Annotated in this window: 18 protein-coding genes; 12 read left to right on the top strand and 6 right to left on the bottom strand. The window is 41.1% G+C overall.

The window, feature by feature from the left end:
• Positions 1-108: 108 nt before the first annotated feature.
• The gene (locus tag PHEP_RS04065) at positions 109-333 is read right to left on the bottom strand and encodes a hypothetical protein (protein WP_012780980.1); all 225 of its coding nucleotides are present in this window, start codon (positions 331-333) and stop codon (positions 109-111) included.
• A 183-nt stretch (positions 334-516) separates the two neighbouring features.
• Complete coding sequence (locus tag PHEP_RS04060) at positions 517-1254, bottom strand: ThuA domain-containing protein (protein ID WP_012780979.1); 738 nt, start codon at positions 1252-1254, stop codon at positions 517-519.
• Positions 1255-1508: 254 nt separating this feature from the next.
• Between PHEP_RS04060 and purN the strand changes: the two genes are divergently transcribed.
• From purN to rodA, 7 genes are all read left to right on the top strand, one after another.
• Positions 1509-2087, top strand: coding sequence for a phosphoribosylglycinamide formyltransferase (gene purN, locus PHEP_RS04055; RefSeq protein ID WP_012780978.1), 579 nt, complete (start codon positions 1509-1511; stop codon positions 2085-2087).
• 39 nt (positions 2088-2126) lie between these two features.
• Positions 2127-3653 carry a bifunctional phosphoribosylaminoimidazolecarboxamide formyltransferase/IMP cyclohydrolase gene (gene purH / locus PHEP_RS04050; protein ID WP_012780977.1) on the top strand — a complete coding sequence of 509 codons (1527 nt, stop codon included), beginning with the start codon at positions 2127-2129 and terminating at the stop codon, positions 3651-3653.
• Between the two features lie 87 nt (positions 3654-3740).
• Complete coding sequence (locus PHEP_RS04045) at positions 3741-4763, top strand: rod shape-determining protein (RefSeq protein WP_012780976.1); 1023 nt, start codon at positions 3741-3743, stop codon at positions 4761-4763.
• A 45-nt stretch (positions 4764-4808) separates the two neighbouring features.
• The gene (gene mreC, locus PHEP_RS04040; protein ID WP_012780975.1) at positions 4809-5645 is read left to right on the top strand and encodes a rod shape-determining protein MreC; all 837 of its coding nucleotides are present in this window, start codon (positions 4809-4811) and stop codon (positions 5643-5645) included.
• Entirely contained in the window at positions 5638-6153 is a 516-nt protein-coding gene (locus tag PHEP_RS04035) for a hypothetical protein (RefSeq protein ID WP_012780974.1), read from the top strand. The genes mreC and PHEP_RS04035 overlap by 8 nt, the downstream gene beginning before the upstream one ends.
• On the top strand, positions 6153-8099 hold the full coding sequence (gene mrdA / locus PHEP_RS04030) for a penicillin-binding protein 2 (RefSeq protein ID WP_012780973.1): 1947 nt from the start codon (positions 6153-6155) through the stop codon (positions 8097-8099). The genes PHEP_RS04035 and mrdA overlap by 1 nt, the downstream gene beginning before the upstream one ends.
• Positions 8096-9361, top strand: coding sequence for a rod shape-determining protein RodA (gene rodA / locus PHEP_RS04025; protein ID WP_012780972.1), 1266 nt, complete (start codon positions 8096-8098; stop codon positions 9359-9361). Before mrdA ends, rodA begins: the two co-directional genes overlap by 4 nt.
• Here rodA and PHEP_RS04020 read toward each other — a convergent pair.
• On the bottom strand, positions 9354-10337 hold the full coding sequence (locus tag PHEP_RS04020; RefSeq protein ID WP_012780971.1) for a hypothetical protein: 984 nt from the start codon (positions 10335-10337) through the stop codon (positions 9354-9356). The two genes, rodA and PHEP_RS04020, sit on opposite strands and share 8 nt — an antisense overlap.
• 98 nt (positions 10338-10435) lie before the next feature.
• Here PHEP_RS04020 and PHEP_RS04015 point away from each other — a divergent pair, with 98 nt between their 5' ends.
• Entirely contained in the window at positions 10436-11017 is a 582-nt protein-coding gene (locus PHEP_RS04015; protein ID WP_012780970.1) for a thymidine kinase, read from the top strand.
• Between the two features lie 56 nt (positions 11018-11073).
• The gene (locus PHEP_RS04010; protein WP_012780969.1) at positions 11074-12195 is read left to right on the top strand and encodes a lipid II:glycine glycyltransferase FemX; all 1122 of its coding nucleotides are present in this window, start codon (positions 11074-11076) and stop codon (positions 12193-12195) included.
• 205 nt (positions 12196-12400) lie between these two features.
• Here PHEP_RS04010 and PHEP_RS04005 read toward each other — a convergent pair whose 3' ends face one another.
• From PHEP_RS04005 to PHEP_RS03995, 3 genes are all read right to left on the bottom strand, one after another.
• A complete protein-coding gene (locus PHEP_RS04005; protein ID WP_012780968.1) occupies positions 12401-12931 on the bottom strand; it encodes a ferritin in 531 nt (176 codons plus the stop codon).
• Between the two features lie 103 nt (positions 12932-13034).
• A complete protein-coding gene (locus tag PHEP_RS04000; RefSeq protein WP_012780967.1) occupies positions 13035-13400 on the bottom strand; it encodes a hypothetical protein in 366 nt (121 codons plus the stop codon).
• Between the two features lie 91 nt (positions 13401-13491).
• A complete protein-coding gene (locus tag PHEP_RS03995) occupies positions 13492-14181 on the bottom strand; it encodes a class I SAM-dependent methyltransferase (protein ID WP_012780966.1) in 690 nt (229 codons plus the stop codon).
• A 168-nt stretch (positions 14182-14349) separates the two neighbouring features.
• On the opposite strand from PHEP_RS03995, the gene PHEP_RS03990 reads away from it, so the two are divergent.
• From PHEP_RS03990 to PHEP_RS03980, 3 genes are read left to right on the top strand one after another with little or no spacing between them, the layout of a single operon-like run.
• The gene (locus PHEP_RS03990) at positions 14350-15159 is read left to right on the top strand and encodes an MlaE family ABC transporter permease (protein ID WP_012780965.1); all 810 of its coding nucleotides are present in this window, start codon (positions 14350-14352) and stop codon (positions 15157-15159) included.
• Positions 15160-15168: 9 nt separating this feature from the next.
• Positions 15169-15936 carry an ABC transporter ATP-binding protein gene (locus PHEP_RS03985; protein ID WP_012780964.1) on the top strand — a complete coding sequence of 256 codons (768 nt, stop codon included), beginning with the start codon at positions 15169-15171 and terminating at the stop codon, positions 15934-15936.
• Between the two features lie 3 nt (positions 15937-15939).
• Entirely contained in the window at positions 15940-16926 is a 987-nt protein-coding gene (locus PHEP_RS03980; RefSeq protein WP_012780963.1) for an MlaD family protein, read from the top strand.
• Positions 16927-17030: the final 104 nt, after the last annotated feature.

The raw sequence follows: 17030 nt of genomic DNA, 5'->3' as shown, positions 1-17030 counted from the left end.
CAATTCAAACAAGCACCATTGCTCCTAAATAAACAGTTGCACTTACAACGTTCCCCCCGGCATTTACAAAATGCTGCCAGCAATGAATAGTATCGTTTAAAGGAATACCTACCTTCTAACCTCCAGACTAGAATACCAGTTTACCGGCTGAGACCTTAACCTAAATCCATCACTTTCTACATGATAAAGAATCAACGGGATACTAAAATCAACCAATCGGTCCATTTTCATAGAAAGGGATTCTGAAAAATCCAGGCTCGAGATCCCTTCTTTCAGATACACATAGATCACTGTAGCGGTCTTAAACTCAAAACGTTCATCTTTCCCGGCCATTCTGCCCTGATCCTGCTAAGAAAAGCCGGAATTTTCTTTTTTTCTTTTAGATCTTCCATACGCTTAAAGAATTGATTACCTATAAAAATAACAAATTGGGCCGAAAAACAGCAACTGTAACAAACCCTATACAAAAAATTTCCTTTTTTGTATTTGCAGTGGGCATTTCAACCAGCCTACTGTTTAATCCATATTTTTTTTATGCCGCAATACCGACCATTCAATACCCTGCTTTAACAATTTCCTGTAATTGGGATTCTTGAAGGCTTCCGGTCCATGTCCCAATTGGATAAACAGGACATCAGTGCGACCATAAGTATTGATCCATGCGATGTAACGGGAACTCCCCGGATGAGTGGTACTAAGCAATGGCCTGATATTTGGCTGCGTACCAAAATGCCCATATACTTCATCGTAGATTTCGAAATCTTTAAGCCCTCTGGTAACAGGGTGCTTAGGGCTTTCTATTTTCACCGGGATAATGACATCGTGCTGGTAGCTCGATTTTATGGTATCACCATTTACAAGTGTTGCCTGCTCATAATATTTACCCCCAATGATCTTTTGAAATTCATCCCAATCCTGGTAAGATACCAAAGAATGGTGCAGAAATAGCATTGCCTTTCCTTTCTTTAACAATTGCTGATAAGCCTGTTTTTGTGATGCAGTAATAGAATTGTACATATCATAAAAAACAAGTGCATCATATTTGTCGACAGCTGCTGAGGCGATCAGTGCATTGGCTGCCGGTTGTTCCAGTTTATCGTAACTAATATGACTACCTAATGAATCAAACATCTGGTAAAACGGTACCTGCTTAAATCCATGTCCCCCGGTAATGATCAGGATGTGTATCTTTTTCTGCGCAAAACAAGTCCCACAAATGATGCACAATATAATGGTTATACCTAGTTTTTTCATAATTGTGAATTTAACAATAATGCTGGTGTTCCACCATCTTTTATTTGTATTTGATTGTTTTTTCCATTTTCAGTTAAGGTAATGGAAGGCCGGGATACTGTGGGGATAAAAGGTACTTTTAACCCTTAAAAGCCCAACAAACCTTCGGAAATTCCTAATCAGCCCGAAAACTATTTCAAATTGTGATAAATTTTTATCTTTGGACACCAATAAATGGGCCTATTATTGCTATATAGCCTAAAAACCATCTCTATATGAAAAAGCGCATCGCCATATTTGCCTCAGGATCAGGATCAAATGCTCAAAAACTTATGGAACTTTATAAAAAAAGTCCTGATGTGGAAATTGCACTTGTGCTGACCAACAACCCCGATGCCTATGTATTACAGCGCGCAGATAACTTTGAGATCCCTTCACATATTTTTGATAAAAAGGAATTTTATCAAACAGACAGCGTGATTGATATGCTTAAAAACTTAGAAATAGACCTGATTGTACTGGCCGGTTTTCTATGGCTGATTCCTAAAAACCTGATTGCAGAATATCCGGGCCGCATCATCAACATTCATCCCGCATTGTTGCCCAAATATGGTGGTAAGGGCATGTATGGCGACCATGTACACCATGCCGTGATGGCAGCCGGAGAATCCGAAGGGGGCATTACCATACACTATGTGGATGAAAATTATGATGAAGGTGAATACATTTACCAGGCACGTTATAAAATTGAAAAAGACGACAATCTGGAGATGGTCAAATTTAAAGGACAGCAACTTGAACATCAGCATTATCCGCGTATAATTGACTCAATTGTCAGGAAGATAAAAAAGTAAAAAATAAATCTTAATTTTGCGGCTCAAAATTTTTCACCAATGAGTCAATCTAAAAAGATCAAAAACGCTTTAATTTCAGTTTATTATAAAGATGGTTTAGAACCTCTGGTTCGTTTACTTGCCAGCCAGGGTGTACAGCTATTCTCTACCGGAGGTACAGAACAGTTTATTAAAGACCTCGATATACCTGTTACTGCTGTTGAAGACCTTACCGGCTACCCTTCTATTTTAGGAGGACGTGTGAAAACTTTGCACCCTAAAGTTTTTGGTGGCATTTTAAACCGCAGGGCACTCGGATCGGACCAGGAGCAGATTGCCCAATATGAAATACCTGAAATTGATCTGGTTATTGTAGATCTTTATCCATTTGAAGAAACTGTTAAAGCTGGTGGTTCTGAATCAGAGATCATCGAAAAAATAGATATAGGCGGCATTTCATTGATCAGGGCTGCAGCCAAGAACTTTAATGATGTGGTGATCCTGGCTTCTAAAGATGATTATTCCACTTTACAACAACAGCTGGAAGCACAAAATGGTGAAACGACTTTAGCCCAGCGTAAGGCTTTTGCTAAAAAAGCATTCCATACCTCTTCTAACTACGACACGGCCATCTTTAATTATTTTAATACAGAAGAACCACTTACAGTATTTAAACACAGCATTGCACAGGCACAGACGTTAAGATACGGCGAAAATCCGCACCAGCAAGGCGTGTTTTATGGTGATCTGGAAGCCATGTTTACCAAACTGAATGGTAAAGAGCTTTCGTACAACAACCTGGTTGATGTAGATGCAGCCGTTGCCTTAATTGATGAGTTTGAGGAGCCTACCTTTGCCATCTTAAAACATACCAATGCCTGCGGTGTGGCTTCAAAACCAAACCTGCTGGATGCATGGAATGTGGCTTTGGCCTGCGATCCGGTATCGGCATTTGGCGGTGTGCTGATCGCCAACAGGGAAATTGACCTGGCTACGGCTACCGAGATCAATAAATTATTTTTCGAAGTATTGATCGCCCCATCTTACCAACCTGAAGCAATTGAGCTGTTCCGCGCTAAAAAGAACAGGGTGATCTTGCAGCGTAATGATGTTGAACTGAGCAAAAAACAGTTCAAGACTTTATTGAACGGCGTGATTGAGCAGGATAAAGACCTGATTATTGAAGGCCCTGAACAAATGAGCCCGGTAACTGATAAGGCGCCGACCACACAGGAATTAAAAGACCTTTATTTTGCTAATAAAATTGTAAAACATACCAAATCAAATACCATTGTATTTGTTAAAAACAATCAGTTACTGGCCAGCGGTGTAGGCCAGACTTCAAGAGTTGATGCTTTAAAGCAGGCTATTGTTAAGGCCGATGCCTTTGGCTTTGACCTGAAAGGTTCAGTTATGGCCTCGGATGCCTTTTTTCCTTTCCCTGATTGTGTAGAAATTGCTTCCGAAGCAGGGATTACTGCCATTTTACAGCCGGGTGGTTCTATTAAAGATGCCGATTCTGTAAATATGGCCAATGAAAAAGGAATTGCCATGGTTACTACAGGTGTAAGACATTTTAAACACTAATTTATTTATCCACGAATACAATAAAAAGCCGTAGTTTTACATTACTATAGTACACAGAATTATTAATACTTAAATTATCACCTATAAATGGGTTTATTTAATTGGTTTACACAAGAGGTTGCTATCGATTTAGGCACGGCAAACACCTTGATTATACATAATGACAAAGTAGTAGTTGATGAACCTTCAATAGTTGCTTTTGACAGACAGACAAATAAAATTATTGCAATTGGCCGGCAGGCCATGCAGATGGAAGGTAAGACCCATGATAATATCCGTACCGTCCGTCCGCTTAAAGATGGCGTGATAGCAGATTTCAATGCTGCTGAAGCCATGATCAAAGGAATGATCAGGATGCTAAACGGTGGTAAAGGCTGGATGTTCCCTTCGCTGAGAATGGTAATCTGTATCCCTTCAGGAATTACAGAAGTTGAAAAGCGCGCGGTAAGGGACTCGGCAGAGATTGCCGGTGCCAAAGAGGTTTACCTGATCCATGAGCCTATGGCTGCTGCAGTAGGCATAGGGATTGATGTAGAAGAACCAATGGGAAACATGATCATCGATATAGGTGGTGGTACTACTGAAATAGCAGTTATCGCCTTATCGGGTATTGTGTGCGACCAGAGTATCCGCGTTGCGGGTGACAATTTCGACTCCGATATTGTAAATTACATCCGTCGCCAGCACAACATCATGATTGGCGACCGGACTGCCGAAAAAATTAAAATAGAGGTTGGTGCTGCATTGCCTGAACTGGCAGATCCACCGGCAGATTTTGCCGTTCAAGGTCGTGACCTGATGACTGGTGTGCCTAAGCAGATTACCGTTTCCTATACCGAAATAGCACATTGCCTGGATAAATCAATCTCTAAAATTGAAGAAGCTATCCTTAAAGCCTTAGAGATCACGCCACCCGAGCTTTCTGCTGATATTTATCAGACAGGTATTTACCTGACAGGTGGTGGAGCATTGCTGCGTGGTTTAGATAAACGTGTAGCGGCTAAAACCAAACTGCCCGTACACGTTGCCGAAGATCCGCTTCGTGCCGTGGTACGCGGAACAGGTATAGCTTTAAAAAACATTGGCGGTTTTAAATTTTTAATGCAGTAAAGTTTGGGTTTAACCCAAACTTTACTGCCTAAACTGTAAATCAAAATGCGTAACCTTTGGATTTTCATAAACAGATATAACGCATTTTTTCTATTCATTATCTTTTTTGCAATTGGAATTATCCTTACCGTAAAAAACAACGCCTACCAGCGCAGTGTAACTGTTAACTCTACCAACGAGGTAGTTGGCGAGGTATACCAAAACCTGAATGTTCTGAAGAAATACATTAACCTGGGAAATGTGAACGACAGTCTTGCTCAGGAAAATGCAAAGCTGAAAACAGAACTGCTTACACTCAAAAGTATAGACAGCGCTAAAAAAATTACCGTTAAGGATACGCTAAATAATCCGCAATACACCTATTTGTCGGCCAGGGTAATTAAGAATTCCATTACACTCAGAAACAACGTCATCACTATCAATAAAGGTACCGCAGATGGGATTGCACGCAATATGCCGGTAATATCGCCGGGCAAAGGGGTAGTGGGCTTTATAATGGATGTTTCGGAACACCTGGCAACAGTACGTTCCCTACTGCACAAGGATACCAAAATAAGTGTAAATATAAAAAGTAATAATGCCCTTGGCTCATTGGTTTGGGGCATTGGCAATTCCGATTTTACAAAGGCTTATGTAAAAGAGGTACCCAATCATTTTAAGGTAAACCTGAAAGATACCATTGTAACTTCCGGTTTTTCATCTTTTCCTCCGGGGATCCCGGTAGGAATAGTGACCAATACAGCAGTACCAACGGGTGATAATTTTATGTCCGTAGAAATTAAACTTTTCAACGATTTTAGTACCTTACAATATGTGTACGTAATTCTTGATAAATATGCCGCAGAACAGAAAGAATTAGAAGCAAAATTGCCAAATGAATAGTAAATTAGTATTGGTAAACATAGTCAGGTGGTTTGTACTCCTTTTAATTCAGATCCTGTTGCTGAGGAACCTGAGCTTTTACAACATCGCTACACCCTTTGTATACATCCTGTTTTTATTATTGCTGCCCTTTGGTATCCCTAACCTCCTGCTGTACCTGATTGCCTTTATAACCGGCCTTGCACTGGATGCTTTTTACGATACCCTTGGTGTTCATACTGCTGCCTGCATAGCTCTGGCCTTTGTACGCATCCTGTTCATATCAGTAACCGTAAACCGAGATGGCTTTGATGAGCCTGAACCAACTTTAGGTAACATGGGCTTTAAATGGTTTATCATCTATGCCCTGCTCTGCACTTTTTCCCACCACCTGGTGCTGTTCTTTTTAGAAACATTCAGACTGGCAGAGTTCTCTTACACCTTGATCAGGTGCTTGTTTAGCAGTATATTTACCTTGTTTAGTGTTGTATTGATAGAATTCATATTCTATAACAGAAAGATGCGCTGATGGATAATCTGTTTGGCCGTAAATATGTAATACAGGGTTTATTCATTGCCATTGGTTTAATCTTGCTGGGTACCCTGTTTTATATTCAGATAGCGAGTGATAAATATTTTCTTTCTGCAGAATTTAACGTACTGCGCAAGATCTATACTTTTCCGGCACGGGGGGTAATATTTGATCGTAATGAAAAACCACTGGCCCAGAATGAAGCTGTATACGATTTAATGGTGATTCCCAACCAGGTAAAGGAAATGGATACATTAGCGCTGTGCAATATTATAGGTATAGATACGGTCGCTTTCAGAAAAAACCTGAAAAAAGTTTCCAACCAATCGAGGTATCAGCCAGGCATTTTTGAGCGGCAATTATCCGTCGAAACTTATGCCACTTTATCGGAACAGCTTTCCAGGTTTCCCGGTTTTTTTGTACAAAGCAGAACGATCAGGCATTATCCTGATAGTGTAGCCGCCCATTTCCTTGGGTATATTAAAGAAGTATCTTCTACCGACATTCAAAACTCTGAAGGCTATTACCGCTCTGGTGATTACATTGGTAAATCAGGAGTAGAAAAATCGTACGAGACTTTGTTAAGGGGAGAAAGGGGCGTGGTTAACATGCTGTACGATGCCCGGAATGTTCCTAAGGGAAGCTACGCAGAGGGCCGGTTTGATACTGCAGCGGTGTCTGGCGACAGGCTCATCTCTTCTCTCGACCTTAAGCTCCAGAAGCTTGGTGAAGAGCTGATGCACAATAAAGTGGGCAGCATTGTAGCCATAGAACCAGCATCCGGGGAAATCCTGGCTTTTGTAAGCAGTCCGAGTTACGACCCCAACCTGATGGTAGGTAGACAATCAGGCAATAATTATATGAAAATATTGGTTGCACCGAACAGACCTTTCACCATACGTCCGATACAAGGTTACTATTCACCTGGATCTTCTTTCAAACCTTTGGACGCTTTGATCGGTCTGCAGGAAGGTGTTATAGACCCAAACACCACATTCAACTGTCCCGGATATTTCCGCGTAGGGAACCACACAGTAAAATGTGAGCACGTAGATGGCAATATCGCTTTGCGAAGGGGGCTTGCCAGATCCTGTAACACTTATGCCTGCTATGTGTTTCAAAAGCTGATTACACAGCGGAAATACGCAAACCAGAAGCTTGCCTATGACGACTGGCAAAAGAAGGTCAGAAAATTTGGTCTGGGCGAAAAATCAGGGATAGACCTGCCATCTGAACGTGCTGGACGTTTATACGACGCCGCCTATTATTCTAAAAAATACAGTAAATACTGGAACTTTGGCACAGTGATTTCCCTGGCCATAGGACAGGGAGAAATGGATGCTACCCCACTACAAATGGCCAATATTATGGCCATTATCGCCAACAGGGGCTATTACATTAAACCCCACCTGGTAAAAGCCATCGGTAAAGACAAGGTGATCAAAAAAGAATACGTCAAAAAGAATTACGTAGATGTGGATGCGGTACATTTTGACCCTGTAATTGATGGTATGCAGGATGCTGTAAATGCACCATGGGGAACCGCTATCCAATCGAGGATCGAAGGCATTCTGATGTGTGGTAAAACCGGAACGGTACAAAATCCACGTGGTAAAAACCACTCTGTATTTATTGGTTTTGCCCCGCGGGACAATCCAAAAATTGCGATTGCCGTAATTGTGGAAAATGCTGGTTATGGCAGCACTTACGCTGCCCCCATAGCCAGCTATATTGCAGAACAATACCTGAAAGGAAGCCTGCCTAAAAATAAACTGGCCCAGGTAGAATGGATGAAAAAACAGGTGATCCTTCCGGTACCGCCTAAGCCAAAGGTAAAACCCAAAGTAGATACAACCGACTCGACATTAAAAATAATTCCGCAGGTAATAAAGCCAGACAATAAATCAACAGAAAAAACGGTAAACAAACCCACTACAAAATGAGCAATCAGCAAAGCAACAGGTTCTTTTTTAATGTAGACTGGGTAACCGTTCTGATCTATATCGCATTGTGTGCAATTGGTTTTGTAAACATTTATGCTTCAGTATTTAACCCTGATGAGTCGGCCACATTCAACTTCGCGTCCAACTATGGCAAACAGCTTATTTTTATCATCACCGGCCTGATACTGGGTTTATCTATATTACTGCTTGATGCCAAATTTTTCAGTGTTTTCTCGCCCATCATTTATGGGGTTACCATGCTATTGCTGCTTATAGTACTGGTTGTAGGCCGCAATGTGGGTGGCAACCAGGCCTGGATCCCACTGGGCTCTTTTAGGTTACAGCCCTCTGAGCTGGCCAAATTTGGCACAGCCCTGCTGCTGGCCAGGTATATCAGCTCCTTTAGCCCAAAACTCACCACCCTGAAACCAGTGCTGATGGCTGCAATAATTATTATTTTGCCCATGTGCCTTATTATGCTGCAACCGGATGCAGGCTCTATGCTGGTATTCTTATCGTTTATGTTTCCGCTTTATCGTGAAGGCTTACCAGGCTATCTGCTGGTGATTTTCTGGGGAATGGTATTGTTGTTTATTCTTAACCTTTTCCTTACCCCCTGGATACTGATCTCTGCCATTCTGGCTATTGGCGGCCTGTTCATTTATTTTAACAAAAGAAAACAGCAAAGGATGATTACCATCGGTGTAATTACCCTTGCGGCAATAGGCTATCTGTTTATTGCCAAATTAATGTTCGAGAATGTATTGCAACCGCACCAGCGTACAAGGATCGAATTGATACTTGGCCTTAAAACTGATCCACGTGGGGCAGGATATAACGTAAACCAGTCAAAAATAGCCATTGGTTCAGGACAGCTTACCGGCCGTGGATTTTTAGAAGGTACGCAAACCAAATATGGTTATGTACCTGAGCAAAGTACAGACTTTATTTTTTCTACTATCGGGGAAGAATGGGGGTTTGCAGGTTGCTTCGTTGTGATTGCCTTATACCTGTTTATGCTGTTGAGGATCATCAACCTGGCAGAAAGGCAACGTTCTACCTTCTCACGTGTTTACGGATACTGCGTAGCCTGCATTATCTTTTTCCATGTATTCATCAACATCGGTATGACCATTGGAATTGTACCTGTAATAGGGATTCCCCTGCCCTTTATCAGTTATGGGGGTTCTTCATTATGGAGTTTTACCGTATTGCTCTTTATCTTCCTGAAACTTGATTCAAACAGGATGGGTTTTATTTAGAAGGAAAACGCTGGTTCAGCAGTTCATAAAACTGATCAACAGTGCCTTGTTTTGCCGCCCAGTTGTTTTTAACGGCATAGTTATTCTTTAAAAAAGCATCGGCCGTTTTAAAATCAGGCATTTTATTGATCAGTTCAATGGCCTCTGCATAAGCAAGGTTATAGCCATTAAAAAGATCTTTAATATATAATAACTTCTCATTAAGGTTGATGGCCTGTTTCAGATCAGTTATCGGCGGCTTGCTGCTGCCCTCATTAAAACTGGCAGGCTGGTGATTTTTACCCGCCAGCAGATCGTTTAAAGTCGGTTTTACCGGATTGGGTTCAATTATTTTTTCTGCTGCCTGATCCATTAAGGGTTCTGGTGTAACCGGGAGCACAATTTTTTCCTCAACCTTATCGGGTATCAGTTCTGTTATGGGTTCAGGTTTTCCTGATGCCGGGAAAAGTTCAGGTTCTTTTTCTGTATGCGGCTCAACCCGGCTGTACATCTGCTGTTGTTTTTGCGCAATGATCTGTTCTTCTTCTTTACTTAAGGGCCTGTCAAAAATAGCATCAACTGGTTTCTCTTCAAACTCAAACTTATCGGTCTCCGGTGTTTCACTTAATATAAATTCAAACTTTAAAGGTTCCCGTGTTTCTTCATAAACCTCTTCAACAATTTCTTCAGCCTCCTGCACAGGTACTTCTTCTGTTGCTGTTACAGGTTCAGGTAAAGAAATCTCATTTTCAACCTTCTGCTGAGGTTCTTCTTTAACCTCAGCAGCCGTATGCTCAGGAATTGCTTTTATTACTTTATTGCTATTAATTTTTCTTACTATCTGAACATGATCTGATAAAAAGTTTGCATTCGCCAGAAAGAGCTCCAGTTCTAATTCATTGAGTTGCTTCGGATTTTGAGCTAAAAACTCGTACTGATCCTGAAGTTCGTTTAATATCTGCCCTACTTTTTTGAAAATATCCTCTTGGTTCATCATAACTTAATAACGGTAGAATTGATGTTTTATGTTAGTAACTTGACACTCAAAAGTACTACAAAATTTCGATATTAGCAGGCTTTAAGATCCTATTATAAATGTTATTCAGCGAACAAAATTACAGGCGGGGTGAGTATTGCGGCAGCATTGAAGTGATTTGTGGCTCTATGTTTTCGGGTAAGACCGAAGAATTGTTAAGAAGGCTAAAACGTGCGCAGATTGCTAAACTGAATGTAGAGATCTTTAAACCCAAAACAGATACCCGCTATGATGAAACCGCTGTAGTTTCGCACGATCTGAATTCCATCCAGTCTACACCGGTCGAAAACTCTGCTGCAATTCTGCTGCTGGGTGCCAATACACAGGTTGTTGGTATTGATGAAGCACAGTTTTTTGATGATAACCTGCCTGAAGTTTGTAATAAACTTGCCCAGAAAGGGATCAGGGTAATCGTTGCTGGTCTCGATATGGACTTTCAGGGCAAACCTTTTGGCCCAGTACCCGCATTAATGGCTATTGCCGAGCTGGTAACCAAGGTAAATGCAGTATGTGTACGTTGTGGAAGTCCGGCTGTATACTCTTACCGTACAGCTGCCAGTGAAAGTACGATCCTGCTAGGCGAAAAGGACAGTTATGAACCCAGGTGCAGGCATTGCTATCATTTGGGCGACATGGCTTAGGTGATTATTGGCTTATCACAATTATATTCCCGAACTTTGCAGGTTAAGCAAATGAGATGAATATTGTTATTGAGAAAAAAGACATTAAAGAAGTTTATGAAACTGCCATTATCCAGCAAACAGCATTCTGGTCTGAAGTAAAAGCCAAGCAAGGCCTGCAATCAAAAGCATTTAATTTTAAGGTAGAAGATGGAAGCATTTATACCAGTGCCTTAAACAATACCTATACCCATGCCGATTTCCTGGTACTGTTACAACCTTTAGACCGTGAACATACTGTGGCCTATGTACCATATGGCCCGGAAATAGAACCTAATGAAGAATACCAGGGCAAATTTCTGGAAGAACTTTCAGAATCTCTTCGTCCCCATCTGCCCTCAAAATGCATATTGATCAGGTACGATCTGGCCTGGCAGTCCCATTGGGCTAAAGACAATAATGATTTTGATCAGTTGGGTAACTGGAATGGACCTCCTGAAAAGAAATACCAGGAATTCCGCTTTAATTTTAACACGGTTAACTGGAACCTGAGAAAAGCAAATTCGGATATCCTTCCGTCAAACACTATATTCCTGGATCTGCAGGGCGACAGCACCCTGCTGCTCGACGCCATGAAGCCAAAAACAAGATACAACATTAACCTATCGTACAGAAAAGGGATTAATGTTAAAAAAGTAGGGATGGAGAACCTGCAGGTATGGTATGCACTGTACCAGGAAACAGCCTTGCGCAACCGCATCCATATCAACGACATTACCTATTTCAAAACGGTATTAACTGCACGCGCCGAAAATACCGCTTCACCTGCCGATGTGGAACTCTTGCTGGCTGAACTGGATGGACAGCCTTTGGCCGCAATGTTCCTGGTGATCTCTGGCAACAGAGGTACCTATCTGTATGGGGCCTCTTCTTCTTCAAACCGCAACTACATGGCCACCTACGCCCTGCAGTGGGAAGCCATGAAAATTGCTAAAGAAAAAGGCTGCATAGAATATGATTTGTTTGGTGTGGCGCCCAGGCCAGACCCTGCTCATCCCTTGTATGGATTGTATAAGTTTAAAAGTGGTTTTGGCGGACAGCTGTACCACAGAATGGGTTGCTGGGATTATCCTTTAAACAACAAGCAATATCAGCGTTTTATTGCAACAGAAATGCACAGCCAGGGTTATCACATTTAATCTAGGCATTTGGACAGTTTTTACACCTTTTTCCTGTCAGATACTTTTCACAGCATTCCTTTTTCTTTTTATCCTTTTTCTTCTTTTTATCTTTTTTCTTTGACATGGCCCCATGGATAAATTATAAACAAAAAAAGGTACATACTGTTTTGCCTGTTGCATGAGTATGTACCTTTATCACCGGAAAACCCGGGAACAATATTTATTAGGCTTCGCTGCTGTAGGTAATTTGTCCCACATGCTTGTCAATCTGCCATCTTCCCGTTCCTTCTTCGCCAATCACATCAAACAATTCAAGGGCACGACGTGCTTTGTATTCTTCTTCTCTTTGTTCTCTGAAGAACCAGTTCAGGAATTCCAGGGTTACATAATCCTGTTCTTTGTGACAACGGGCCGCAATGTTCTTAATGGATTGTGTAACGCTAATCTCCTGTTCCAGGGCCTCTTCAAAAACTTCACGGAAAGAATTGTATTCAGCTTTAACATTTGTTATTTCAGGAGAAACAGCATTGCCACCCATATCGAGTACATACTTAAAGAATTTAAGCTGGTGCATTCTTTCTTCTTCTGCCTGTTTAAAGAAATAATCAGCAGAAAAATCATAGCCATTTCTGTTGCACCATGATGCCATTGAAAGATAAATAGCCGATGAGTGTGCTTCTTTTTTTATTTGTTGGTTTATAAGTGTCTCTACATCTGAAGAGAGTAAACACTTAACACGCATGATGTCTTTCATAATACTATATATTAATTTTCTTATTTCCTTATACAAAAATACGGCTAAGAATTTACAATGGTGAAAATAAGGTTAATATGGAAAGAATCTAATTCCAGCCTGATCAGCTGATTAGGCGGCAAAGCCGGTCATGAATGATGTGGTTAAGTTCAAGCATAACGAACATGCCCTGCAACAATTCCTTCAGTTCAATGATCTGTATTAAGGACAACACATAGCAGTGATCGCAGGCACATATAAAAATGATCTCTACATCGGGCGATTTGGTGTTATCAAGCAGCATGGCCTCAATATCGATATGGTATACTGCCTTTTTTAGCTTCAATATGTTACGATAATCAAAACGGGCCAGCTTGCCTGCAAAGTCTACATACCAGCAGTTCTCGCTATCCGATTGAAAAATAGCACCGGCACTAGTACTAAACACCTCAACAAAATCGACTGAAGACTGAATGGTTAAGTTTTGCATTGATCATTATGGATTGACACAAAGGTGATTATTATTTAGATTTATTCCAAATCAACTGAAAGAATTTTGTATTTTTTTTAAAAAAATCAGTTCAGGACTTATTTTTTAATCTTTTGTCTTTTGTCGCCGTTACAAGAATAATGTCGCGGTCTACCTCATCTCCGGTATGGCTGGTGGTCAGGTCTTTTTCTTCCACTATATTTAAGATAGCAAAACCTGCTGTCTTCAAAAGCTGCTCAACTTCCATCTTCTCATACAGCTTAAACTTATATTTTGTAAAGGGCAGTCCTTTCATAAAAGCGGCTGTTGCAATGGCCAGACAAAACACACCACCAGGCTTTAACACCCGCAGCACTTCCCGGGCATACAAAAGCGGGTTCTCCCAGAAGTAAAGCGTATTTACTGTTAAAATCCTGTCAAAAAACCCGGCAGTAAAATTCAGTTGGGCAGCACTGGTCAGTCCAAAAGAAACTTGTCCGCTGCTCACTATCCTTTCATTTATTTTATGCGCTTCGGTAATCATGGTATCGGAAATATCCACCCCATAATAGCGCAAACCGGCCGCAGTGCTCATTAAATGCATGACATGTCTGCCATTACCCGGCCCTATTTCAAGCACTACATTTTTATCAACAATATTCAATGCTTTAATGGCTGCATTTGTCATGTTATTATTGGTATGCGCCATACGTTCGGCGGTTAAAATACCATCTGCCCCTTCCGGCTTGCTCAGCTGGCTGGCAATATACATCAATACTTCTTCACTAAGTGGTTCTTTCATAATGAGCTGATTCTGATACAAACTTACCAACTTTTTATAATCATTCTAAATAAATAAAAAACGGTAAACCAAACTATAAATTTACATTCAATTTATAATGCAAGCACTAACTTTACAAAATTCTGGCTTATGGTTTGATAGTAACGCCCTAAAGCAAGAGCCTGATTCATGGAGAAAAAAGCCGAAAGCCCAGCATTAATGCAAGAAGAAGTTAAGGGACCGGGCAAATTAGCCCGAATGTTTTTAACCTTATATGATGTTTATAAGTTTATTGCCCGCTTTTTTAAAGAGGGTTTTCTTCCACCTTATGAAGCAAGAGAACTGTTCCGCCAATGCTATGAAATTGGTTATCGCTCGGCCTTGCTCATCTCTACCACAGGCTTCATTACCGGTATTGTATTTACCAAACAATCCCGCCCTTCATTATCTGAGTTTGGTGCCACTTCATGGCTGCCCTCTCTTGTTGGAATAGCTTTATTGCGAACCCTGGCCCCCCTATTAACCGGTTTGATTGCAGCTGGTAAAGTGGGTTCAAGTATAGGGGCCGAACTTGGATCTATGCGCGTTACAGAACAAATTGATGCCATGGAAGTTTCGGCAACCAATCCTTTTAAATTCCTCGTTTCTACACGCGTACTGGCAGCAACCATTACCATACCCATTCTTACTTTTTATACTGCGATGGTGGGGATGCTGGGTGCTTTACTTAATGTTTCTTTAAGTGAGGGTACCAGTGCAAGAGCCTTTTTTCAGTCCTCCCTGGAACAGATCACTTTCCTGGATATCACTGCATCCACAGTTAAAGCTATTCTTTTTGGCTTTACCATTGGTATGGTTGGCTGCTATCAGGGCTATAATTCGTCTAAAGGAACTGAAGGTGTTGGTAAAGCGGCTAATTCTGCCGTGGTGATTGCCATGTTCCTCATTTTTATAGAAGAAGTGGTTTCCGTACAATTTTTTGGTTTATTCAGAAGCTGATCATAAATTATGGAAAAGAAATCATTTCATCAGAACGAAAAGGTAATAGAGATCAAAGGACTGAACAAATCTTTCGGCAACTACCATGTACTTAAAGGTGTAGACCTGGATTTGTATAAAGGAGAAAACCTGGTTGTTCTTGGAAAATCCGGAACCGGGAAATCAGTACTGATTAAAATCATAGTAGGATTGCTTACTCCAGACGCCGGTATGATTAAAGTACTGAACCAGTATGTAGATCAGATCACTTATAAAGAACTACTGGCCTTAAGGCTAAAAGTGGGTTTCTCTTTCCAGAACAGTGCCCTCTATGACAGTATGACTGTGAGGCAGAACCTTGAATTCCCACTGGTAAGAAACCAGAGAAACCTCAGCAAAGCTGAAGTAAACCTTGCTGTGGAAGAAATGCTGGATGCCGTTGGCCTATTGCAAACCATCAATCAAATGCCATCTGAATTATCGGGTGGACAAAGAAAAAGGATTGGTATAGCGCGCACACTTATTTTACGGCCTGAAATTATGCTGTACGACGAACCTACAGCAGGTCTTGACCCCATTACCTGCCTGGAGATCAATAGCCTGATTAACCAGGTACAGGAGCGTTTCCATACCAGTTCAATTGTAATCACACACGACCTTACCTGCGCAAAAGCGGTAGGAAACCGGGTGGCCATGCTTTTGGACGGGCAATTTCAGCGCCTGGGTACATTTGAAGAAGTATTTAACACAAACGATGAAAGGGTGAAACCCTTTTACGATTATAATTTTATTCAATAATATATGCAAGTAACAGACAACCGTAAACAGATAACAGTAGGAGTTTTTATACTCCTGGGCCTGGTCATATTCGTTTTAGGGGTTTTCACTTTAGGAAGCCAACGAAAAGCGTTTGTAAAAAGCTTTACTGTGAATGCTGTTTTTAGCGATATACAAGGTCTTAAAGCCGGAAATAATGTATGGTTTTCAGGTGTTAAGATCGGAACGATCAAAAAGATCCAGTTTTATGGCATTTCCCAGGTCCAGGTGTTTATGAACATCGAAGAGGATGCCCACAAATATATTCATAAAAATGCGGCAGCAAGCATCAGCTCTGACGGATTGATCGGAAACAAAATTGTAGTCATCAGTGGAGGAAATCCGAAATTTCCTTTTGTTGAAGATGGAGATCAGCTTCAGGTGGCCAGCACACTGTCTACAGACGATATAATGAAAACTTTCCAGGTGAACAATAAAAACCTGGTTGATGTAACTTCTGATTTTAAAGTACTGGCACAAAATCTTGTAGAGGGCAAAGGCGCCGCGGGTGCATTGCTTACTGACGAGCAGATTGCAAAGAATTTTAAAGCTATTGTAGAAAATCTGAAAACTACAACTGAATCGGCAAACAGAATGGCTGCTGAGATGAATACGTTTACCAAAACCCTGAACACCAAGGGTGGCTTAACAGATAAACTTATGACAGATACGGCTGTTTTTGCAAAATTGCAAACTGCGGTAAATGAATTGCAAAAAACTGCGGAATCTGCTTCTGCAATGACAGAGAACCTGAATAAGGCAACCTCAAAATTTAACCAGACAGATAATGCAGTAGGTTTACTCATCAATGACCAGCAAACCGCCGACCACATAAAAGGCATTATGAAAAACCTGGAAACCAGCAGCCAGAAATTAGACGAAAATATGGAGGCACTGCAGCATAACTTCCTGTTGAGGGGATTCTTTAAGAAAAAAGCTAAAGCAGAGGCAGCAGCGGCAAGTCAAAAATAACCATGCTTTTCAAGAGCCGCATTACTTCGCTGAAGAAGCGAAGAACGCTTAGGCTCTTTCTGAGAAGGTAATTTTTGTTTCAAAGCAGAGAGGTCCTGCAGGTT

The organism is Pedobacter heparinus DSM 2366 (assembly GCF_000023825.1).
GTDB lineage: Bacteria > Bacteroidota > Bacteroidia > Sphingobacteriales > Sphingobacteriaceae > Pedobacter > Pedobacter heparinus.
The sequence above is the reverse complement of the archived record's forward strand: the minus strand, read 5'-3'. Positions and strand labels throughout refer to the sequence as shown.

Bases quoted from the DNA above. Each gene is read 5' to 3' on its own strand.
- PHEP_RS04020 (WP_012780971.1), bottom strand. From the start codon at position 10,337: ATGATGAACCAAGAGGATATTTTCAAAAAAGTAGGGCAGATATTAAAC.
- PHEP_RS04005 (WP_012780968.1), bottom strand. From the start codon at position 12,931: ATGAAAGACATCATGCGTGTTAAGTGTTTACTCTCTTCAGATGTAGAG.
- PHEP_RS03980 (WP_012780963.1), top strand. From the start codon at position 15,940: ATGCAAGTAACAGACAACCGTAAACAGATAACAGTAGGAGTTTTTATA.
- mrdA (WP_012780973.1), top strand. From the start codon at position 6,153: ATGGATAATCTGTTTGGCCGTAAATATGTAATACAGGGTTTATTCATT.
- PHEP_RS04015 (WP_012780970.1), top strand. From the start codon at position 10,436: ATGTTATTCAGCGAACAAAATTACAGGCGGGGTGAGTATTGCGGCAGC.
- PHEP_RS04060 (WP_012780979.1), bottom strand. From the start codon at position 1,254: ATGAAAAAACTAGGTATAACCATTATATTGTGCATCATTTGTGGGACT.
- purN (WP_012780978.1), top strand. From the start codon at position 1,509: ATGAAAAAGCGCATCGCCATATTTGCCTCAGGATCAGGATCAAATGCT.
- PHEP_RS04045 (WP_012780976.1), top strand. From the start codon at position 3,741: ATGGGTTTATTTAATTGGTTTACACAAGAGGTTGCTATCGATTTAGGC.
- PHEP_RS03990 (WP_012780965.1), top strand. From the start codon at position 14,350: ATGGAGAAAAAAGCCGAAAGCCCAGCATTAATGCAAGAAGAAGTTAAG.
- PHEP_RS04065 (WP_012780980.1), bottom strand. From the start codon at position 333: ATGGCCGGGAAAGATGAACGTTTTGAGTTTAAGACCGCTACAGTGATC.
- PHEP_RS03985 (WP_012780964.1), top strand. From the start codon at position 15,169: ATGGAAAAGAAATCATTTCATCAGAACGAAAAGGTAATAGAGATCAAA.
- PHEP_RS04010 (WP_012780969.1), top strand. From the start codon at position 11,074: ATGAATATTGTTATTGAGAAAAAAGACATTAAAGAAGTTTATGAAACT.
- PHEP_RS04035 (WP_012780974.1), top strand. From the start codon at position 5,638: ATGAATAGTAAATTAGTATTGGTAAACATAGTCAGGTGGTTTGTACTC.
- rodA (WP_012780972.1), top strand. From the start codon at position 8,096: ATGAGCAATCAGCAAAGCAACAGGTTCTTTTTTAATGTAGACTGGGTA.
- PHEP_RS03995 (WP_012780966.1), bottom strand. From the start codon at position 14,181: ATGAAAGAACCACTTAGTGAAGAAGTATTGATGTATATTGCCAGCCAG.
- PHEP_RS04000 (WP_012780967.1), bottom strand. From the start codon at position 13,400: ATGCAAAACTTAACCATTCAGTCTTCAGTCGATTTTGTTGAGGTGTTT.
- mreC (WP_012780975.1), top strand. From the start codon at position 4,809: ATGCGTAACCTTTGGATTTTCATAAACAGATATAACGCATTTTTTCTA.
- purH (WP_012780977.1), top strand. From the start codon at position 2,127: ATGAGTCAATCTAAAAAGATCAAAAACGCTTTAATTTCAGTTTATTAT.